The sequence below is a fragment of the Staphylococcus sp. 11262D007BW genome (assembly GCF_053547815.1).
Genome location: NZ_JBPWPJ010000001.1, coordinates 1,712,846 through 1,730,736, shown reverse-complemented (window position 1 = coordinate 1,730,736; position 17,891 = coordinate 1,712,846). Strand labels below are relative to the sequence as shown.

Genomic DNA, 17,891 nt, shown 5'->3' with positions numbered 1-17,891 from the left:
TTTTTCGAGCGTTTTTTTAGTAAGGAGTTGATTTAATGGAAATTATTTAGTAATATAAATAGTAATTATTACTATTTACTGAGGTGAAAGAAATGTATGAATGGGTGATTATTGGTGGTGGTGTTCACGCTACAACAATTGCATTACAACTTAAGGATTTAGGTTTACCGGTGGAAAAATTAAAAATAATTGATCCGCATTCACAACTTATGGCTAACTTTAATCGACAAACAAAACGATTAGGTATGCAATATTTGCGATCACCTTTAGTGCATCATTGTCATCCTAATGCATTTGACTTGAAGTATTTCAGTAAAAAAGAAGATTATGCTCAACCTACTATTGGACATTATCAACGACCTAGGTTAGATATGTTTATGAATCATACTTTATATTGGATTCGCCAACACCATCTTGAAGAATGTCATATTTGTCAAAAGGCTAAAAATATAGAACAGCATAATCATCAATGGCGTATTTCATTAAATCACAATCAAGACATTATTGGAAAAAACGTGGTGCTGGCTATGGGAACTCATGACACGCCATACATACCAAAAATATTTAAAAATCAACCTGATGTGCAGCACATTCACCAACATAAAATTAATCTTGATGTTCAAGCCTCTCACGTTGTAGGCAGTGGTATTTCAGCTGCACATTTAGCGATAAAGTTAGTTAAACAGTCGAAGCAGTGTATCCATTTATGGATTAAAAAACCATTTGAAGTACACGATTTTGATGCAGACCCAGGTTGGTTAGGACCTAAAAATATGAATAATTTTAATAAAGAAACACAATTGCAAAGAAGAATTGAAATTAATCGACAAGAGCGCCATAAAGGTTCACTACCTAGGGATTTATTTATGCAAATTAAGCATTACGAGAAACAAGGAAAAATCATAATTCATAACACACCTATTGAGCGATTAGAGAACCATCACATCATATCTCAAGAGTCTTCAATAAAATATGATGGAATTTTTTTAGCGACAGGATTTTCATTAGATTTAATGAAACAACCTTTAATACAAGATTTAATTCAAAAATATCAAGCGCCATTAATTCAAGGATTTCCAGTGATTAACGAATCATTAGAATGGTTGCCGAATATATACGTTTCAGGAATGCTTGCAGATTTAGAATTAGGTCCTTTTGCTCGAAATATTATGGGAGGACGTCAAGCGGCTAAAAAGATTGCACAAGTATATACCTCTCAAAACCCTTCATAAATGCTATACTAAACATATAAAAAATGTAATAATGGGGGCCAATTATGATTCGTTGTGTATGTTTAGTAGATATGAGAGGAGATTACTTAAGATTAGTTCAAGTACGCCATAGAGATAAAATGTATTTCCCGGGTGGTAAAATTGAACCTGACGAAACGTTAGAAAATGCATTAATTAGAGAGCTTCAGGAAGAATTACAGCTTGAATTAAAAGCGGACGACTTAGAGTTTATCGGTAAAGTTGTAGGAGAAGCGTATCCCCAAAAGAATGAATTAACTGAGTTGAATGGTTTTAAAACAACTTTTCCTATTGAGTGGGATAAAGTTGCTATTGATGCTGAAATTACTGATATCGACTGGGTTCATAAAAATGATCAAGCACGTATTGCCCCAGCAGTATGTACGTGGATTGATACTTTCGGTTAATTATATACAAAATAGCGGGACTGAGACATAAAGCGCTAATGCTCTGGGAAAACGATTAACGGTGTCCCAAAAGCAGGATTTTCGGCAGAAAGTTCACGATTCGCCAAAATTTGAAAAACAATTTTAGCTCTTCGTTCGCTTCTGCTCAAATCCTGAACGCTTTTGTCCCAACCTCGCTATGATTAGTATATTATTGATCGATTTTGTATAAATTAGGATGAATCCCAAATTGTGGTAGGTCAAACCCAATGGTATAAACAGTAGCTTCTTTGCCTTCTTGTATGGATTGTTGTTTGGCTTTGCTATCAAACTTTCCTCTTAATAAAATATCCGTATTTTCTATTTTAACTGTGTTGTGTTGTTTATCTTCTAATTCTATAAATTGTGTCTTACCTGTTGAAAAGGAATGATTTTCTTTATATTTTTCGACTACGACCCCTTTATAAGTATGTCGATTGAATTCCGGTATCACAGTGCCCATGCCAATAAATAATATTAATAGTATGAGCGCTCCAACAAATATAATTTGGAGTGTTTTTTTACCTATACGGTCCATAATACGGTACATAAATGACTTCAAAGTTAGCGCCTCCGTTTATTATTCTCTTCTATTATAAACGAAAACAATAAAAATAAATATATTCTGATATTAATGTTTATGTGTTAATTCATAAAAGATTTGAGAGAGTCTAAGTAAAACAATACCATCTATAGTATTTGGATCCCATTGTGTCAGGGTATTAATTTTTTCAGTCGATAATTTAATGTATTACGATGAATGTATAAATCTTGTGCTGTTTTGAGTTGCTTTCCGTGATTTTTAAAATAAGTTTGTAGGGTTTCGCTAAGGTAATTGTCTTTACCTAAATGTATGATTTTTTGATAATTATCGATTAATGCCTCTTGTTTGGTACTAAGTTGCTTTAATATATTGCAACAAAACACTTTCAGTTCATTTTCGCGATAACAATGAATACCTTGATAGACGCCCGTAGACTGAAGAAATGTTTTGAGTTCCACTGCATTTTTATAAGATTGGACTAAGCCATGAACGCCTGTATGAAAGTTCCCAATGGTTACTAAGGCTACATCATCAAACCATGGGCATTCTTCTGTATCTTTAATAAATTGTTTTAAGTCTTTTTCATTATCTGCTCGTGTAGCTTCACTTTTAAATATAACTACGAATTCTTGTGGTGACACTTTTAACATATCATCATTTGGCATACACCATTTTTGAATTGCTTCTCTTATTGCGTTTAATTTTGTTTTACTGGCACTTTTAATAATAATATTAACCACTGCAATAGGTTGGTCGAGTCCCAATAAAGATTTAGTATGTTGTTTATCATATTTTTGAAGGTCCAAGTCTTGATTGAAAAGGATATGAGACAACATTTGTGTACGTGACAGTAAAGAAGTATATGAATTTTGTAGTTCAATATCCTGCGCAATTGTAAATTCTGCGTATGTTTTAATTAGATGTGTATGGGTTCGAATATCATTAGGATGTCCTTTAACGATAATCGTCCCATATATCTCATTTTTATAAATAATAGGTATCGTTACACACGGATCTTGTGTATTCCAAATCGATAAATTCTCCTCTTCAACTTCTATAGGTACTTTTCGTTTTATTGCTACTTTGGCAATCGCATTCATTTCCCCCAATCCTTTTTTATTGGAGGATCGGGTCACTTCTCCCTCGTTATTTGTGACAAGAATTTCTGATTTTATAATCTCTGAGGCTTGTTTTAAAAACTTATCAGCCCAAATATAGTTAACCATTATAACTTCCCCCTAATGATAACGTAGCATTATCCCCTTAATAAATAGTGTGATATTACTCTTATTATGCCATGTGTTAAAGCTATAATCATTATGCGTTTTAACAAATTTTAATGGCATGCAATTAATATTAACAATACTGTAATAACCTTTAATATCAAGGGATAAACTTAAATTTAATTATTTATTAAAAATCATACTTCATTATAAAAATTGAAAAATAAATGTATTTATATTAAGGGTAGAATGTCCTTAATTATTTAAAATGTATATAAAAGTACAAAAATTGAGTTCACATAACAATGTAAAAGTAAGAAATCTTTCCGGTCAAAGAACAATTCTAATTCAAGAAAATCGCATTTCCCTAATAGGAAGAAGAAATATTAGATGGTAATCCAAAGGTATTAGTGTGAAAAAAAACGAGGATACAGAAGCATTACCTGAAACTGGAGGAGCTCACAACAATAACGGTACGTTATTTGGTGGACTTCTAGCTGGATTAGGTGCAATCTTCTTAGTTGGTCGTCGTCGTAAAAAAGACAATGAACAATAAACAATTGAAGATTAAACAATGATTCAGTTTTAAACCAAAAAAGGTCGATGAAAATTATAAAATTTTCATCGGCCTTCTTTTATTACGAAACTTTTATACAAAAAAGCGTATTAATTTTTAATACTAATATCTTTTTTATCAGTGATGAGCATATATCCTGGTGCATGAGTAATAACGAGATCAGGTTTTGTTTCAATTGCAACTGATTGAGGGGTTACACCACATGCCCAAAAAACTGGTATCTCATCTTTATATATTTGAACGGGCTGACCAAAATCAGGCTGAGTTAAATCTTTTATACCAATTAATGAGGGGTCACCTATATGAATAGGTGTACCATGAGTGGAACGATAATGACTAGTGATTTCTGTTGCTTGAATGGCTTGTTGACGTGTCATAGGTCTCATACTGACTGTAATTGATCCATGAAAAATGCCAGCAGGTGTTGTTTCCATGTTTGTGATGTACATTGGTACGTTATGTTGTTCTTCTAAATGACGTACGGGAATATTTGCTTCTAATAAAGCGTGTTCAAATGAAAAACTACAGCCTATTAAAAAACTAACCATATCCTCATTATAAAAAGAGGCAATATTATTCGTTTCTTCAATAAACTTTCCTTGTCGATAAATGCGATAATGTCCTACATCGTATCGAATATCTGCGGTAGGTGCAAAATTAGGGAAATTGACCTCACCATCTTCTGAAACATCCAATAAAGGGCAAGATTTTGGATTTCTATGACAAAACTTTAAAAAATCGTAAGCATAACGTTTAGGTAATATCACAACATTGGCTTGAATATAGCCATTTGAAATACCACTAGTAGGCTGATTGATTTCACCATTACGAATTTTTTCGCGTGCTTCCTCGGGTAACAGATTTTTAAGGTCTAACATAAACGTGCCTCCTTATACATAAGTTGTATAAAGTATAGCGCTTAACCCAAAAGGATACAACTTAAGTTAAAGGTCAATAATATTGACTCATTTTTCTACGACATGTACAATAAAAATATAGAGATAGATAAAACGAAAAGGTGGCGTTATAAATGAAAAAAAGAATTGGTCAATTTATGTTCGATGAAATTGCAAAACATAATGTAGATAAAATTTTTGGTGTGCCAGGTGACTTTAACTTAACATTTTTAGATGATGTTATAGCTCACGAACAATTAGAATGGGTTGGAAATACAAATGAATTAAATGCAAGTTATGCTGCCGATGGGTATGCTCGTATTAATGGGTTAGCTGCAATGGTAACTACATTTGGTGTAGGAGAATTAAGTGCTGTAAATGGTATAGCTGGTTCTTATGCTGAACATGTTCCAGTTATTGCCATTACAGGTGCACCAACAACAAAAGTTGAAGAAGCAGGTAAATATGTACACCATTCTTTAGGAACAGGTACATTTGATGATTATCGTAAAATGTTTGAACACATTACGACTGCTCAAGCTTATATCACGCCGGACAATGCTTTAACGGAAGTACCACGTATTATTCAAGCAGCTATTCAAGATAAACGTCCAGTGCATGTCCATTTACCAATTGATACTGCAATGGTTGAAATAGACGTCCCAGACAATATTGAATATCCACAAGCGCAACAATCAGATGTCACTTCAATCATTGAACAAGTAAAATCTAAACTTGATAATGCGCAACAACCAACGCTTATTGCGGGTCATCAAATTAATAGTTTTGGTCTACATGCTGAAGTAGAACAGTTAGCAGAACGCATGAATTTACCAGTTGCTCAATTATTATTAGGTAAATCAGCATTTAATGAAACATCAGCACAATATATGGGTATTTATGATGGTGAAATCGCAGAACCAAATATTAAAGATTATGTAGATCATAGTGATTGTGTGATTTTATTAGGAGCAAAGCTAACAGATTCAGCAACTGCTGGATTCTCACAAGGCTTTTCAGATGATAAAGTGATTGTTTTAAATCATAAAGATGTTCAAATCGGTAATGAAACAACGAATGAACCTTCATTACCTGAAATTGTATCAGCACTTGATCAAATAGATTATCAATATACAGGTGAATTTCCAAAATATGAATGGCCAAAAGAAAAAGCGTATGACCTTAATGATGAACCACTTACACAAGAAAACTACTTTAAAGTGATGCAAGATTTCATCCGTCCAAATGATGTTATTTTAGGAGAACAAGGTACGTCATTTTATGGTAGCTATAGTTTAGCTTTACCTGAAGGTGCTACATTTATTGGCCAACCATTATGGGGTTCTATTGGTTACACATTACCAGCAACCTTAGGTACACAAATTGCGGATCAAGATCGTCGTAATATTTTATTGATTGGCGATGGCTCATTACAATTAACAGTGCAATCCATTGCAACAATGATTCGTCAAGATTTACACCCTATTATTATTGTAATTAATAATGATGGTTATACAGTAGAACGAAAAATTCACGGTGAAGAAGCACCTTACAATGATATTCAAATGTGGGATTATAAAGCTTTACCAGCTGTATTTGGTGGAAAAGATGTCCCAACCTACGATGTGAAAACATCACGTGAATTACAAAACACGTTGACTGAAATTGAAAATAATCCAAATCAAATGCATGTGGTAGAAGTTCATATGGCTTATGACGATGCACCAGAAAAATTAGAAAAACTGTCAAAAGCTTTTGCTAAACAAAATCAATAAAGCCATAACCAAAAATGACGATTGAAGATGAGGTTAGCGAGGATGAGACATGAAGTGTTAATGCTTTTGTCTCAACCTTGTTAACCTCCTTTTTTATGAATACATAAGGACAGGTTTATAGTGTAAAATAATATAAATAATGTTTAAGGGGGAGAAGGGTAATGATTAAAGCGATTTTATTTGATTTAGATGATACACTCTATGATCAACTACAAGCGTTTCAATATGCTTATTACCGTCATTTTGCGGATAGTGATATTGGGGTTGAACGATTATATCGTCATTTTAGGATGTATAGTGATGAGGTCTTTCAAGCTACGCAAAATGGACAAATGGCCATTGATCAGATGCATATTTATCGTATTTCTCAGGCAGTGAAGGATTTTGATATTGCGTTACCACAACAAAAAGCAATGCAATTTCAAAAAGATTATGAGTATGCACAAAAACATATTCAATTATCGCCAACGATGATTTCGCTACTTAATCAATTAAGTGAGACAGATATCAAGTTAGGAGTAATTACAAATGGAGAATCTGACCGTCAACGTGCTAAAATTCAAACGCTTGAACTAACCACATGGATACCTGACGCCCATATTTTGATTTCAGCAGAACAAGGCGCTACAAAACCGGATTTGGCTATTTTTGAAAAAGCAATGAATGTATTCAGTTTAAAAAAAGAAGAGCTTGGTTATGTAGGAGATCATTTTGAGAATGATATTGTGGGAGCGAGTCGAGTAGGATGGCAGACGATATGGTTCAATCGTCGGCTACAGCCTAGTCCACAAGGTGAGGGCCCGTCTTATTTATATGTAGAAGATGAGTCAGAATTGGCATCGGTTATACAGCAAAAGTGGATGGCAAATTAAGTCATATACGGTGATATCAATGGATGACTGGATTGAGTTTTTTAACGAAGCGTTGCTCAATCCGAGTCTTCCTTCACGTATATTACTGAGCCATAATATTTCGCGTTAATTTGATACCTTGAGTAGGCGTCTCATAAAGTGTGATGCTATTCAGTGAGACATCTTCTGGTAAATATTCATTAAAGCGTAACCATATCCAATGTGCAATATTTTCAACAGTTGTATTCATATCAGGTAACGTATCATTTAATAATTGGTTGTCTAATAAAGGTTCTAAATATGCTTCATACACTTTATCTATCACATTAAAATCAACCGCTAATCCTTGATCATTGGTTTTTGACCATAATTCAATTGTTAATTGATAGTCGTGATTTTCAAGGTCAACGTGGCTTGATTCTGAAAAGTAAATTCGATTATCGCACGTAAAATTAAAATGTTTTACGACAAGTAATGTTTTATGATGTCGTGCAAAGTGTTGTGGTGGTTGTACATGGTCAAATTTTGACATGGGTGTTCCTCTTTTCTTAAAAATGAATGTTTTTGTTTCCTAAATTCTTTATATCTCTTTTAACATGCGATGTAAATGGTAAGGTGATTCATTAATATCATTGACGATTTTAAATCCATTTTTTTCGTATGCGCGAATGGCTTTATAATTATCTTGTTTAACAGTTAAAGATAACTGATTGTAACCTAAATGACGTGCGAATTGCTCAACATGTTTAATCAGTTGAGTGCCAAGCCCTTGACGATGGAACTCGGGTTTAATAGCTAATAAAGAAATATGATATTCACCTTGATATCCTTCTTCAAGCGCAAGTAAGGATTTAATTTCTTTAAAATAGTGGTAAAACTGCTTCAAAATATGCCAGTGACGCATTTTAATTAACTGCCATACCGTATGCTTTTCAACACGTTCTAATTCAGTTACAGGTAACGCTGTAATAAGGCCTGCTACGTGACCATCAACTTTAGCTAACCAACTATATTGATAACTAAATCGATTATTGCGCGATTGCCATAAGCGGTTCAATCGATGATAAATGTTATCTAAATGATTTGTACCTGTAATAGGGTGCGTCATCTCTTCCATAGCGAGATAACTTAAATAACCTGCTTCGGGAAGTTCTGGATAGGCAGGTGTGATTTCCACATGTGTCACAATAAAACCTCCAATTATATCTCTCTAAGTTATTAATACCCTTATTAAAAGAATCAATAAACGTTTAAAAATCAGTGCCGCATTGATGATGTAATTGATGAAACTGCTTCAATTAAAAAAGAAAGATTAGAGGCGCGGTGCTCTCCAATCTTTCCTTAATTAACTATTATTATAATTGGCTTACATCGATTGTGACAGGTGCCTTTTCATCTTCTAAGTTAAGTAATGTGATGCGAGAAGGTAGGACACGCAATACAACTAAGTCTGGATCATTTTTAGAATCAAAGAATGTTTTATCTTGATTTTGCCATAACCAGTTAATTGTATGCTGATTTGTGACGATTTCAATTTCACCTTCGATTTCGATGTAAGGTTGTTGATGATTTTCTTCATATCCTAATAAAACATGAACATAAGGATTTTGTTTGAGTTCTTCAATCTTGTCTGTTTTTTTGCTTGTTTTTGTATATAACTCAATATCGTCATTATAGAAAATCATGTAACGACTGTTTGGTTTATTATTGATTGCAGTTGAAAGTACACCAATGCGTGCGTTATTTATGACTTGATTAATTTGATCTTTCACTTGTTGATCCATAATATATCACCTCATTATATATGTACCCGGTTCACATTATGAATAACAAAAGTGCATCACATAAAATATCTTTAACCTAACTTATTATTAATAGATGGTTTAAAGTAATCTTCTGTTAAAGATTTAACCACTTTGTATAGGAAAAGAATACCGATTAAGTTTGGAATCATCATTAAGGCGTTGGCAATGTCTGCAAACAACCATACTGTACGTAAATTGGCTACTGTACCGATGAATGTTGCAACGACATAAACGACACCATATAACATGACAAAGCGTAAACCAAATAAGTATTCGAAGCATTTTGCACCGTATACAAACCATGCAATAATCGTTGAGAAACCGAAGAATATAACAGATAACGATACAACATATTCTCCAAGTGTTCCTAAACCTGCTCCAAAGGCCATACTTGTCAATGCACCAGCTTCAAGGTTAGGGTCGTGTGAAACACCAGATAATAATCCGCCTGATGGATCCCAGAAACCTGTTACAAGTAATACTAAAGCAGTCATTGTACATACAACGATTGTTACAATGAAAGTACCTGTCATTGCTACAAGTGCTTGGATAGCAGGATGTCCTGATTTTGCATTACCTGAAATCAATGCGACAGTACCAAGCCCAGCTTCGTTCGAAAAGATCCCTTTAGAGACACCATTTTGAACGGCTTGCATTACCATAATACCTGAGAATCCACCTGCAGCTGATACAGGTGTAAAAGCATATTGGAAAATTAAACCGAAAGCTGGAATGATTTTGTCATAATTGATAAGTAAAATAGTAACGGCTGCACCAATATAGAAAATGGCCATCATTGGTACGAAAAAGCCTGCCACACTACTAATACGTTTTAATCCACCAAAAATAATTAAAGAAATTAAAATCACAAGGACAATACCTGTAATCACTCCAGGCACATTAAAACTTGTCGTCATCACGTCGGCGATCGTGTTTGATTGTACACTATTACCAATACCTAAGGCTGCAAATGCGCCAAATATCGCGAAAGCAATCGCTAAAAATTTAAAACGACTCCCTAGTCCTTGTTCTATGTAATACATCGGTCCACTTGAATATTCACCGTTTTTGTTTTTAACACGATATTTCATTGCGAGTAATGCTTCTGCATATTTGGTTGTCATCCCTAATAATCCGACAACCCACATCCAAAATATGGCTCCGGGACCCCCTAATGTCACGGCAGTAGCCACACCTGCGATATTACCATTACCAATCATACCAGCAAGAGATGTCATCAATGCTTTGAAGTTACTAATATCACCCGCGCTGTCTTTTTCTTTTTTATCCGGAACAAATGCTAATTTAAAAGCATGTAATAATTTTGTAAACTGCATCCCCTTTAAAACAAATGTTAAAAATAACCCAGTACCTGTTAGTAAAATTAGACTGGGTGCTCCCCATAATACACTACTAATTTTCTCTAAAATATCATACAAGCTTAACCCCTCCAGTTAATTAACGCCATAAGTAAACGCTTTCATTATTATATTATATGTTTTTCTCTCTGTAAAATGTATCTTTCAAATAATAGGGTAAAAATGGTGGTGTTTTGAATATATGTAGTATGAAAGATACATACTTATTAAATTTGATAGGTCTCTAAAAAACGCCACTTATAAATTTTACACTTATGATGGTAAAAATGCGAATGTAAACAAAAAAGGATTTAATTTTATTTAATGAATAAACGCATAAAGTAATATATAGACTGATGTCAGGTAGGTTTAAACTTCAATTTTGTATATATTATTTGAGATTTTAAATGAAAGAGGGGATATATCGGTGGAATATTGCTTAAACTTATCGTTTTGATTATGAAGGTTCGCACTGCAAAACGCGCAACAAAAAGAGCGTCTCACTAAAACCAAAAATCGGTTTGAGTGAGACGCTCGATTTTGCTTCTAAGGAAAGGTTCGCCTGCTCACTTTCGTTCGCATGCATAACGTGCACTAACTCACTTACGTTCGAAGTGTTCGTAAGTACTCCACACTTTTTTTATAATCCGGCTCCAGAAAGCTGTCCCCTCAACAAAAGCCCAGGGCGCATCAATTTGAGAACCAATTGTTGCTTCCTGGGCGATTTTGCTCGGGGCCAACCCGCTTTCTTCCGCACTCTTTATTTCATATAGCGATAGGCCATGAGTTCTTTGAGCATGTCTATTTCTTTTTGAAGGGCTTGTCCTTTGTTGGTGTCTCGGATTAGTTTGCGTTCGAGTTCTTCATCGACGACGCGTCGGATGGAGAGTTCATCTTCGCCCGTTTCTAATACGTTCTCTTTAGAGTTGAATTCTTGATGGGCAACGAGTTGCATACCGAAAGAATTATAAAGTAGGGTATAGCCTGCGATGCCGGTTGTTGATTGATAGGCTTTTGAAAATCCACCGTCGATTACGAGCATTTTACCATTGGCTTTGATTGGATTTTCGCCTTCTCTTTCTTTAATAGGTGTGTGCCCGTTAATAACGCGTCCTTGCTCTGGGTCCATGCCAAATTCTTGTAGCATTTTTTTAACCATTTGTTCGTCTTCACGTAAATGATAGTATGGGTTTTTAACTTCTTTATGTGTTGTTTTATCACTAATAAAATAGCGCTCAAATGTTGTCATAGCACGTTTTCCGAATAGAGAAGAGTATTTCCCAGTCCATAAATACCATACTAAATCAGTGGATAAATCATCTTCTACGTCATTGTGTTCATAAGCAATACGCACATGTTTTTCAAATTCATCGATTAACTGACAGCCTGAGAAAAATGTACCGTCAATGTCCATGCCTTCCATTTCGCCTTCTTCATCGACAGGTATACAACCATGAATTAAAAGGTTGCCGTTATAACGTAAATAAAGGTTTCCTTTTTTCATTAAAAAGTCGATATGACGACGTAATTTTTCTGATTCTTGAAATGAAATTAATAATTTATCAATGACCTCTTGTTCTTCTTCAAGCAATGCGGTTGGATTTTCCGGGTCAATGGTACTGAAACACGTATGTTCTAAAGGATAAGTCACACCATCAATGTCTAGTGTATTATTTTGATAATCTACATGATCAAGGACTAAACGTGATGTCATTTCAAATTCTGGGCGACGTTTGATAATAGGTGCCTCGAGTTTAAATTGAATCATTGCGATAGCTTGATGAATTTTTGTGATTTGTAATTTTTCTGATTCAGAAGGTGCTTTTTCAGGATGTTTTTTAGGGCGAAAAGCAGGGTTATCGCCATAATACTTTTCGGCAAGGGTAAGTAATGGACGTAAGTTAATACCATAAGCATCTTCAATAATGTCTAAATTATCGTAACGTGCGCAGATGCGTAAAAGATTAGCTAAACATACTTTTGAACCTGAGAAAGCGCCCATCCATAAAACATCGTGGTTACCCCATTGTATATCCACAGAATGGTAGTCAATTAGCGTATCCATAATTTTGTCAGGCAGTGGACCACGATCATAAATATCGCCAACAACGTGTAAATGATCGACAACTAAACGTTGAATTGTATTGGCTAAGCTAATAATAAGTTTATCGGCTTGATGTAATTTAATGATTTGTTGCATGATGTTTTGATAGTAATTGTTTTTATTGTTGTATTTGTTACTTTTATATAACAACTCTTCAATGATAAAAACGTATTGTTGTGGTAAAGCTTTTCTTAATTTTGAACGTGTATATTTTGAAGAAGTGTATGTAATGATTTCCAATAATTGAGGAATTGTGCGTTCGTACCATGCATTACATGCTTCTTTTGTTGGCAGTTCGTTTTTAATACGTTTGATTTTATCTTCTGGATAGTAAACAAGGGCGATAAGTACATTAATATTTTCTTCAGAAATACGTCCGTCAAAAATATCGTGAATTTTGGCTTTGACATTACCTGAGCCATTTCTCAAAACGTGCTGAAAGGCATGGTATTCCCCATGTAAGTCACTGACAAAGTGTTCTGTCCCTTTAGGAAGTTCTAAAATTGATTCGAGATTAATAATTTCAGTAGCTACTTTTTCTTCAGAATCAAATTTTTCAGCTAATAAATCCAAATATTGCTTTTTGATATCTTGATCAAGCATATGTCTTCCACCTTTTCTTTATTTTAAATTGGCACTAAGGGTGAGGTTGGAACCGTTGATTGGGCCTTTACCTCAATAGCTATCAATGCGCTATGAATATGTGCTATATGCAGTATAAAACGGTTACATGCAACCCTATCATTACCTATTAAACCATATTCAATATATGAGTTAAATAAGAAGGCGTTTTTTATTTATGCAAATTAAATTGTAAAAGATATTGATTTTTAAGCTCACTTTGATTAAAATAGGGCTATTGGTTAGCCAGGCAAACTATTTTTTGAAAGGAGTAAATAAATGTCTTCACAATCACAAAAGTTGTTTACAAAGGATTATATTATTAATTTCAGCGTTAGCTTTCTAACGTATTTAACGATGTATTTACTGATTGTCGTTATTGCTAAATATGCTATGGACGTTTATGACGTGTCAGCGAGTGTGGCGGGCTTAGTCTCTGGTATTTTTATTGTCGGCTCATTAGTAGGACGTTTTGTCACTGGACGCTTCATTAATGCGATAGGCCCGAAAAAGATTTTAATCGTTGGCTTAATATTATTTACGATAACGCAAAGTTTTTATTTTATAGAAGGTTCCCTCATATTTTTAATTATTACGAGATTTATAAATGGATTATGCTTAGCCATTGCGACTACTGCAACAGGTACAATTGTTGCTATTATTTCACCAGCTAGTCGACGTGCTGAAGGGATTAGTTTATTCAGCTTGAGTTTAGTTTTAGGTGCGGCAATCGGGCCATTTATTGGTTTATACTTAGCTACTCAGTATCCCGCATTTGTATTATTTACTGTATGCGTGGTAATTGCAGTAATTGGTTTATTGATGTCATTATTTGTTCGAGTAGATTTTGAAGTGGAACCACTAACGGCTGAAGATAAATCGTTCCGTATTTCTCAATTTATCTCTATACCAGCAGTGCCTATTGCTTTAGTGGTGTTAATATGCGGTATTGGATATGCGTCTGTATTGTCATTTATTCAAATTTACGCAGAAGGATTGGATTTAGCACAAATAGCTAGCTATTACTTTATTGCTTATGCTGTAACGTCTATTATTACGAGACCTTTTGTAGGTAAATTAATGGATCGTTACCATGAAAATGTTGTCGCTTATCCTGCATTAGTCATCTTTAGTCTTGGTTTACTTGTATTAGCTATTACTACAAATGGATGGCTATTGCTCTTATCAGGTGCCTTATTAGGTATCGGCTACGGCAGTATGATGGCGGTAGGAAATGTCGCTGCTGTGAAAGTGTCTGATAGAGACAAAGTAGGGCTAGCGACTTCTACCTTTTATATTGGTTTAGATGTTGGTATCGGGTTTGGACCGACACTACTTGGTTTAATTACACCAACACTTGGTTATCGAAATATGTATTTAATTGTCGGTATACTGCTATTTTTAGCGATAGGTCTCTACTGGTTGATTCACGGTAGACGTCGTAATGCACGCAGTTATTCATAATGAGATGTACTCACGTTAAAATGGGCTTCATAACGCCTGTTTTAGCGTGATTTTTTTATTAATTGCACATTAATTTTGTGATATTTTGCACATTATTGTAACCGTTTTCGATATGTGGTATTATCAGAAGGCTAATTGAATTGGTCATCTGATGACCAAATGAAAGTGGGGTATATAGTATGAGTCAAAAAAGAACAAAAATACGTTGGATGTTTGCAGGTTTATTCTTTCTCATCGGTGTCATTGCCTATATGGATAGGGCGAACTTATCTTATATCGCAAAACCTATGATGGAAGACCTCAATCTAACGAAAGCACAATTTGGATTATTAGGATCATTTTTCTCATTAGGGTATGCATTAATGCAAGTACCAGCTGGGTTTTTAGCGGAGAAAAAAGGACCTAAAAAAATGTTATCAATCGCATTAGTATGGTGGAGTGCTTTTACGATTTTAACAGGTATCGTTAAAAACCACGGTTTATTATTCTTAGTTCGTTTCTTATTTGGTGTGGGAGAAGCGCCAATGTATCCATCGAACGCAGTATTTAATACGTACTGGTTTGGTAAAAAGGAAAAAGGACGTGCGTCTAGTGCGTTATTAGCAGGGTCTTATTTTGGACCGGTGTTGGCGCCATTTATCACAATTGCCATTTACAATGCATTTGGTTGGCAAGCTGTCTTTTACATTTTTGGTGCAGTCGGATTTTTAATTGCGATTTTATGGGCTATTATTGCGAAAGACTTACCAGAACATCATAAAATGGTAAATGAAGCGGAGAAACAATACATTTTAGAGAATCGCGATGTCGTAGAAACAAAAGGGTCTACACCTTGGGGCATCTTCTTCTCACGTTTTAGTTTCTATGCGATTGCTGCACAATATTTCATTGTACAATTTGTGATTAACCTTTTCTTATTTTGGTATCCGACGTATTTAATTGAAACTTTCAATATAGATGCGATTACAATGAGTAAGATGGCAGGGATTCCATGGTTGTTAATGTTTATTTTAATCATGGCTGGCGGTGCGATTTCTGACCGTATTTTAAGTTCTGGTCAGTCGCGATTTGTGGCACGTGCCTCTATTGCCATTGCAGGTTTTGTAGTATTTGGTATTTCATTATATTTTGCAGTGTCAGCACAAACATTACCACTTAATATATTCTGGATGTCATTATGTTTAAGTGGTATTGGGTTATCAATGGTTATGAGCTGGGCGTCTGCTACAGATATCGGCCGAAACTTTTCAGGTACAGTTTCAGGTTGGATGAACTTATGGGGAAATATCGGTGCGATGTTAAGTCCGATTTTAGCTGGATATTTAGCACAGTTTCTCGGTTGGCCAACAACGTTACGTACGATGTTAATTTTAGTCGTGATAGGGATTATTTTCTGGTTCTTTGTTAAACCAGATCACCCATTAGTTAAAGAAGAAAGCAAAGCATAATCATGTTGAGTAAGGGATGTATCTTATCGTTTTATGAATGATAAAACGGGTTAGGGAGAGGTACATCTTTTTTTTTATTTTATTGAAAGCATAACGATTTTAATTTGTGTAGAGTGTGATAAAATAAGCTTAAATATATAATGAGGGGCGTCTAACACGATGGAAAAATGGTTGATGCCGATAATTGGGATTGTCCTGATTGTTGGTGGTATTTATTTAATATTTAAACCAAAAGTGGATGCATTTTTCATTCACCAAGACAATGAGAAAAAAGTAGAAAGTTACGAAACGAATGCAAATGAAGCAGATACGTCAAATGAATCCAAAGCACCGGAAATACCTAAAGATAAGTCACAAGTGGCTGGCGTTTTAGAGGTACCATCTGTCGATATTAAAGAGCCTGTGTATCCTGGACCTGCTACACCAGAACAACTTGATCGTGGTGTGAGTTTTGCTGAAGAAGACGAATCATTAGATGATCAAAATATTGCTATTGCAGGCCACACAGATTATGCGTTGAATTATCAATTTACGGATATGCATGAGGCGAAAAAGGGAGACGACGTTACTTTTACAGTAGGCAAAGACAAGCGTCGTTATAAAATTACGTCTATACGAGATGTAGATCCGTATGAAGTGGAAGTATTAGACGAAATGAATAAAGACAAAGATCAGTTAACGCTCATTACTTGTGATGATTATGATGAAGAAACAGGTACATGGTTAACAAGAAAGATTTATGTTGCAGAAGCGGTATAAAAATGTAGAGGTTGAGACACCATTTATTAGGTGCTCAACCTCTTTTGTTTGTTATTGTGTGAGTTTTGGGAATAATACATGGTTTTCTAAGTGAACGTGTTGATGTGTTTCTTTTTCCAATGCTTCAAGACGGTGATACACTAAACGCCAAGTACCACATGCTTCCATTGGCGGTTGGAAGTCATTTGTGAGGGCACGCATTTGTTTTAATTTTTCACCTGCACCGTCGTGATCATCTACTAGAGATTGGATGGTTTCATCTAAATCTTCTACGTGTGTCCCGTTATATGCTTGAATTAATTTTGGGAATGACACGTCGTCTTCTTCATCTGTGTGGGTTAACATGGCTTCTTTAAAAACATCATATACCTCTTTAAGTTCGACAAGGTAAGGGTGGTTTGGACCATGGACACGAGATAACTTTGTGACATAAGGTGTGAGTTGTTTGAACTCTTCTTTTAACGGTTCGTGATAACGCGATTGAATATATTGAATTAAAGAAGGCACATTGAGATAGTCAGGATTCATGCCTTCTCCTTGTACTTTTGATGCTTCTTCAAGTTCCTTCATTAATGTATCTAAATCAACGCGTTTGTTATTTTCTGCAGCTTTTTCAATTTCGATTTGACCACCACAACAAAAATCTATGCCATATTGACGAAAAACATCTGCAGTTTTTGGATATTGTGTCACCACGTCGGCTACTTTTTCAGTTTTCTCAATCATTCTAAACATCCTCTCCACATAGTATCATTATCTTTATCATACAAAGATTGTGAGAAATTGAACAT

The 17,891-nt window shown here is 34.8% G+C and carries 17 protein-coding genes; 8 read left to right on the top strand and 9 right to left on the bottom strand.

Annotation, left to right across the window (positions count from 1 at the left end; genetic code table 11):
- The first annotated feature begins 92 nt into the window (after window positions 1–92).
- A complete protein-coding gene (locus ACEE93_RS08655; RefSeq protein ID WP_449155866.1) occupies window positions 93–1,232 on the top strand; it encodes an NAD(P)-binding domain-containing protein in 1,140 nt (379 codons plus the stop codon).
- A gap of 44 nt (window positions 1,233–1,276) precedes the next feature.
- Entirely contained in the window at window positions 1,277–1,657 is a 381-nt protein-coding gene (locus tag ACEE93_RS08650; RefSeq protein WP_449155867.1) for an NUDIX domain-containing protein, read from the top strand.
- A gap of 190 nt (window positions 1,658–1,847) precedes the next feature.
- On the opposite strand, the gene ACEE93_RS08645 is transcribed toward ACEE93_RS08650, so the two are convergent.
- Together ACEE93_RS08645 and ACEE93_RS08640 are read right to left on the bottom strand one after the other, a co-directional pair.
- A complete protein-coding gene (locus ACEE93_RS08645) occupies window positions 1,848–2,237 on the bottom strand; it encodes a hypothetical protein (protein ID WP_449155868.1) in 390 nt (129 codons plus the stop codon).
- Window positions 2,238–2,389: 152 nt separating this feature from the next.
- Window positions 2,390–3,445 carry a PucR family transcriptional regulator gene (locus ACEE93_RS08640; protein ID WP_449155869.1) on the bottom strand — a complete coding sequence of 352 codons (1,056 nt, stop codon included), beginning with the start codon at window positions 3,443–3,445 and terminating at the stop codon, window positions 2,390–2,392.
- Between the two features lie 409 nt (window positions 3,446–3,854).
- Here ACEE93_RS08640 and ACEE93_RS08635 point away from each other — a divergent pair, with 409 nt between their 5' ends.
- On the top strand, window positions 3,855–3,998 hold the full coding sequence (locus tag ACEE93_RS08635; protein ID WP_449155870.1) for an LPXTG cell wall anchor domain-containing protein: 144 nt from the start codon (window positions 3,855–3,857) through the stop codon (window positions 3,996–3,998).
- Between the two features lie 110 nt (window positions 3,999–4,108).
- Here ACEE93_RS08635 and ACEE93_RS08630 read toward each other — a convergent pair whose 3' ends face one another.
- Entirely contained in the window at window positions 4,109–4,897 is a 789-nt protein-coding gene (locus ACEE93_RS08630) for a putative hydro-lyase (RefSeq protein ID WP_449155871.1), read from the bottom strand.
- Window positions 4,898–5,049: 152 nt separating this feature from the next.
- On the opposite strand from ACEE93_RS08630, the gene ACEE93_RS08625 reads away from it, so the two are divergent.
- Entirely contained in the window at window positions 5,050–6,690 is a 1,641-nt protein-coding gene (locus tag ACEE93_RS08625) for an alpha-keto acid decarboxylase family protein (protein WP_449155872.1), read from the top strand.
- A 161-nt stretch (window positions 6,691–6,851) separates the two neighbouring features.
- Entirely contained in the window at window positions 6,852–7,562 is a 711-nt protein-coding gene (locus ACEE93_RS08620) for an HAD family hydrolase (RefSeq protein ID WP_449155873.1), read from the top strand.
- 82 nt (window positions 7,563–7,644) lie between these two features.
- Here ACEE93_RS08620 and ACEE93_RS08615 read toward each other — a convergent pair whose 3' ends face one another.
- From ACEE93_RS08615 to ACEE93_RS08595, 5 genes are all read right to left on the bottom strand, one after another.
- The gene (locus tag ACEE93_RS08615) at window positions 7,645–8,073 is read right to left on the bottom strand and encodes a 6-pyruvoyl trahydropterin synthase family protein (RefSeq protein ID WP_449155874.1); all 429 of its coding nucleotides are present in this window, start codon (window positions 8,071–8,073) and stop codon (window positions 7,645–7,647) included.
- Window positions 8,074–8,121: 48 nt separating this feature from the next.
- The gene (locus tag ACEE93_RS08610; protein WP_449155875.1) at window positions 8,122–8,727 is read right to left on the bottom strand and encodes a GNAT family N-acetyltransferase; all 606 of its coding nucleotides are present in this window, start codon (window positions 8,725–8,727) and stop codon (window positions 8,122–8,124) included.
- 169 nt (window positions 8,728–8,896) lie between these two features.
- A complete protein-coding gene (locus ACEE93_RS08605) occupies window positions 8,897–9,325 on the bottom strand; it encodes a pyridoxamine 5'-phosphate oxidase family protein (protein ID WP_449155876.1) in 429 nt (142 codons plus the stop codon).
- Between the two features lie 71 nt (window positions 9,326–9,396).
- Window positions 9,397–10,785, bottom strand: a complete 1,389-nt coding sequence (locus tag ACEE93_RS08600; RefSeq protein ID WP_449155877.1) for an alanine/glycine:cation symporter family protein — start codon at window positions 10,783–10,785, stop codon at window positions 9,397–9,399.
- A 679-nt stretch (window positions 10,786–11,464) separates the two neighbouring features.
- Window positions 11,465–13,411, bottom strand: a complete 1,947-nt coding sequence (locus tag ACEE93_RS08595) for a fructose-1,6-bisphosphatase (RefSeq protein WP_449155878.1) — start codon at window positions 13,409–13,411, stop codon at window positions 11,465–11,467.
- 297 nt (window positions 13,412–13,708) lie between these two features.
- Here ACEE93_RS08595 and ACEE93_RS08590 point away from each other — a divergent pair, with 297 nt between their 5' ends.
- The 3 genes from ACEE93_RS08590 (at window position 13,709) to srtA (ending at window position 17,100) form a co-directional block, all read left to right on the top strand.
- A complete protein-coding gene (locus ACEE93_RS08590; RefSeq protein ID WP_449155879.1) occupies window positions 13,709–14,893 on the top strand; it encodes an MFS transporter in 1,185 nt (394 codons plus the stop codon).
- 179 nt (window positions 14,894–15,072) lie between these two features.
- Window positions 15,073–16,341 (top strand): MFS transporter, encoded by a 1,269-nt coding sequence (locus tag ACEE93_RS08585; protein WP_449155880.1) that lies wholly within the window; start codon window positions 15,073–15,075, stop codon window positions 16,339–16,341.
- Window positions 16,342–16,500: 159 nt separating this feature from the next.
- Complete coding sequence (gene srtA / locus ACEE93_RS08580) at window positions 16,501–17,100, top strand: class A sortase SrtA (protein ID WP_449155881.1); 600 nt, start codon at window positions 16,501–16,503, stop codon at window positions 17,098–17,100.
- A 51-nt stretch (window positions 17,101–17,151) separates the two neighbouring features.
- On the opposite strand, the gene scdA is transcribed toward srtA, so the two are convergent.
- Entirely contained in the window at window positions 17,152–17,826 is a 675-nt protein-coding gene (gene scdA, locus ACEE93_RS08575; RefSeq protein WP_449155882.1) for an iron-sulfur cluster repair di-iron protein ScdA, read from the bottom strand.
- Window positions 17,827–17,891: the final 65 nt, after the last annotated feature.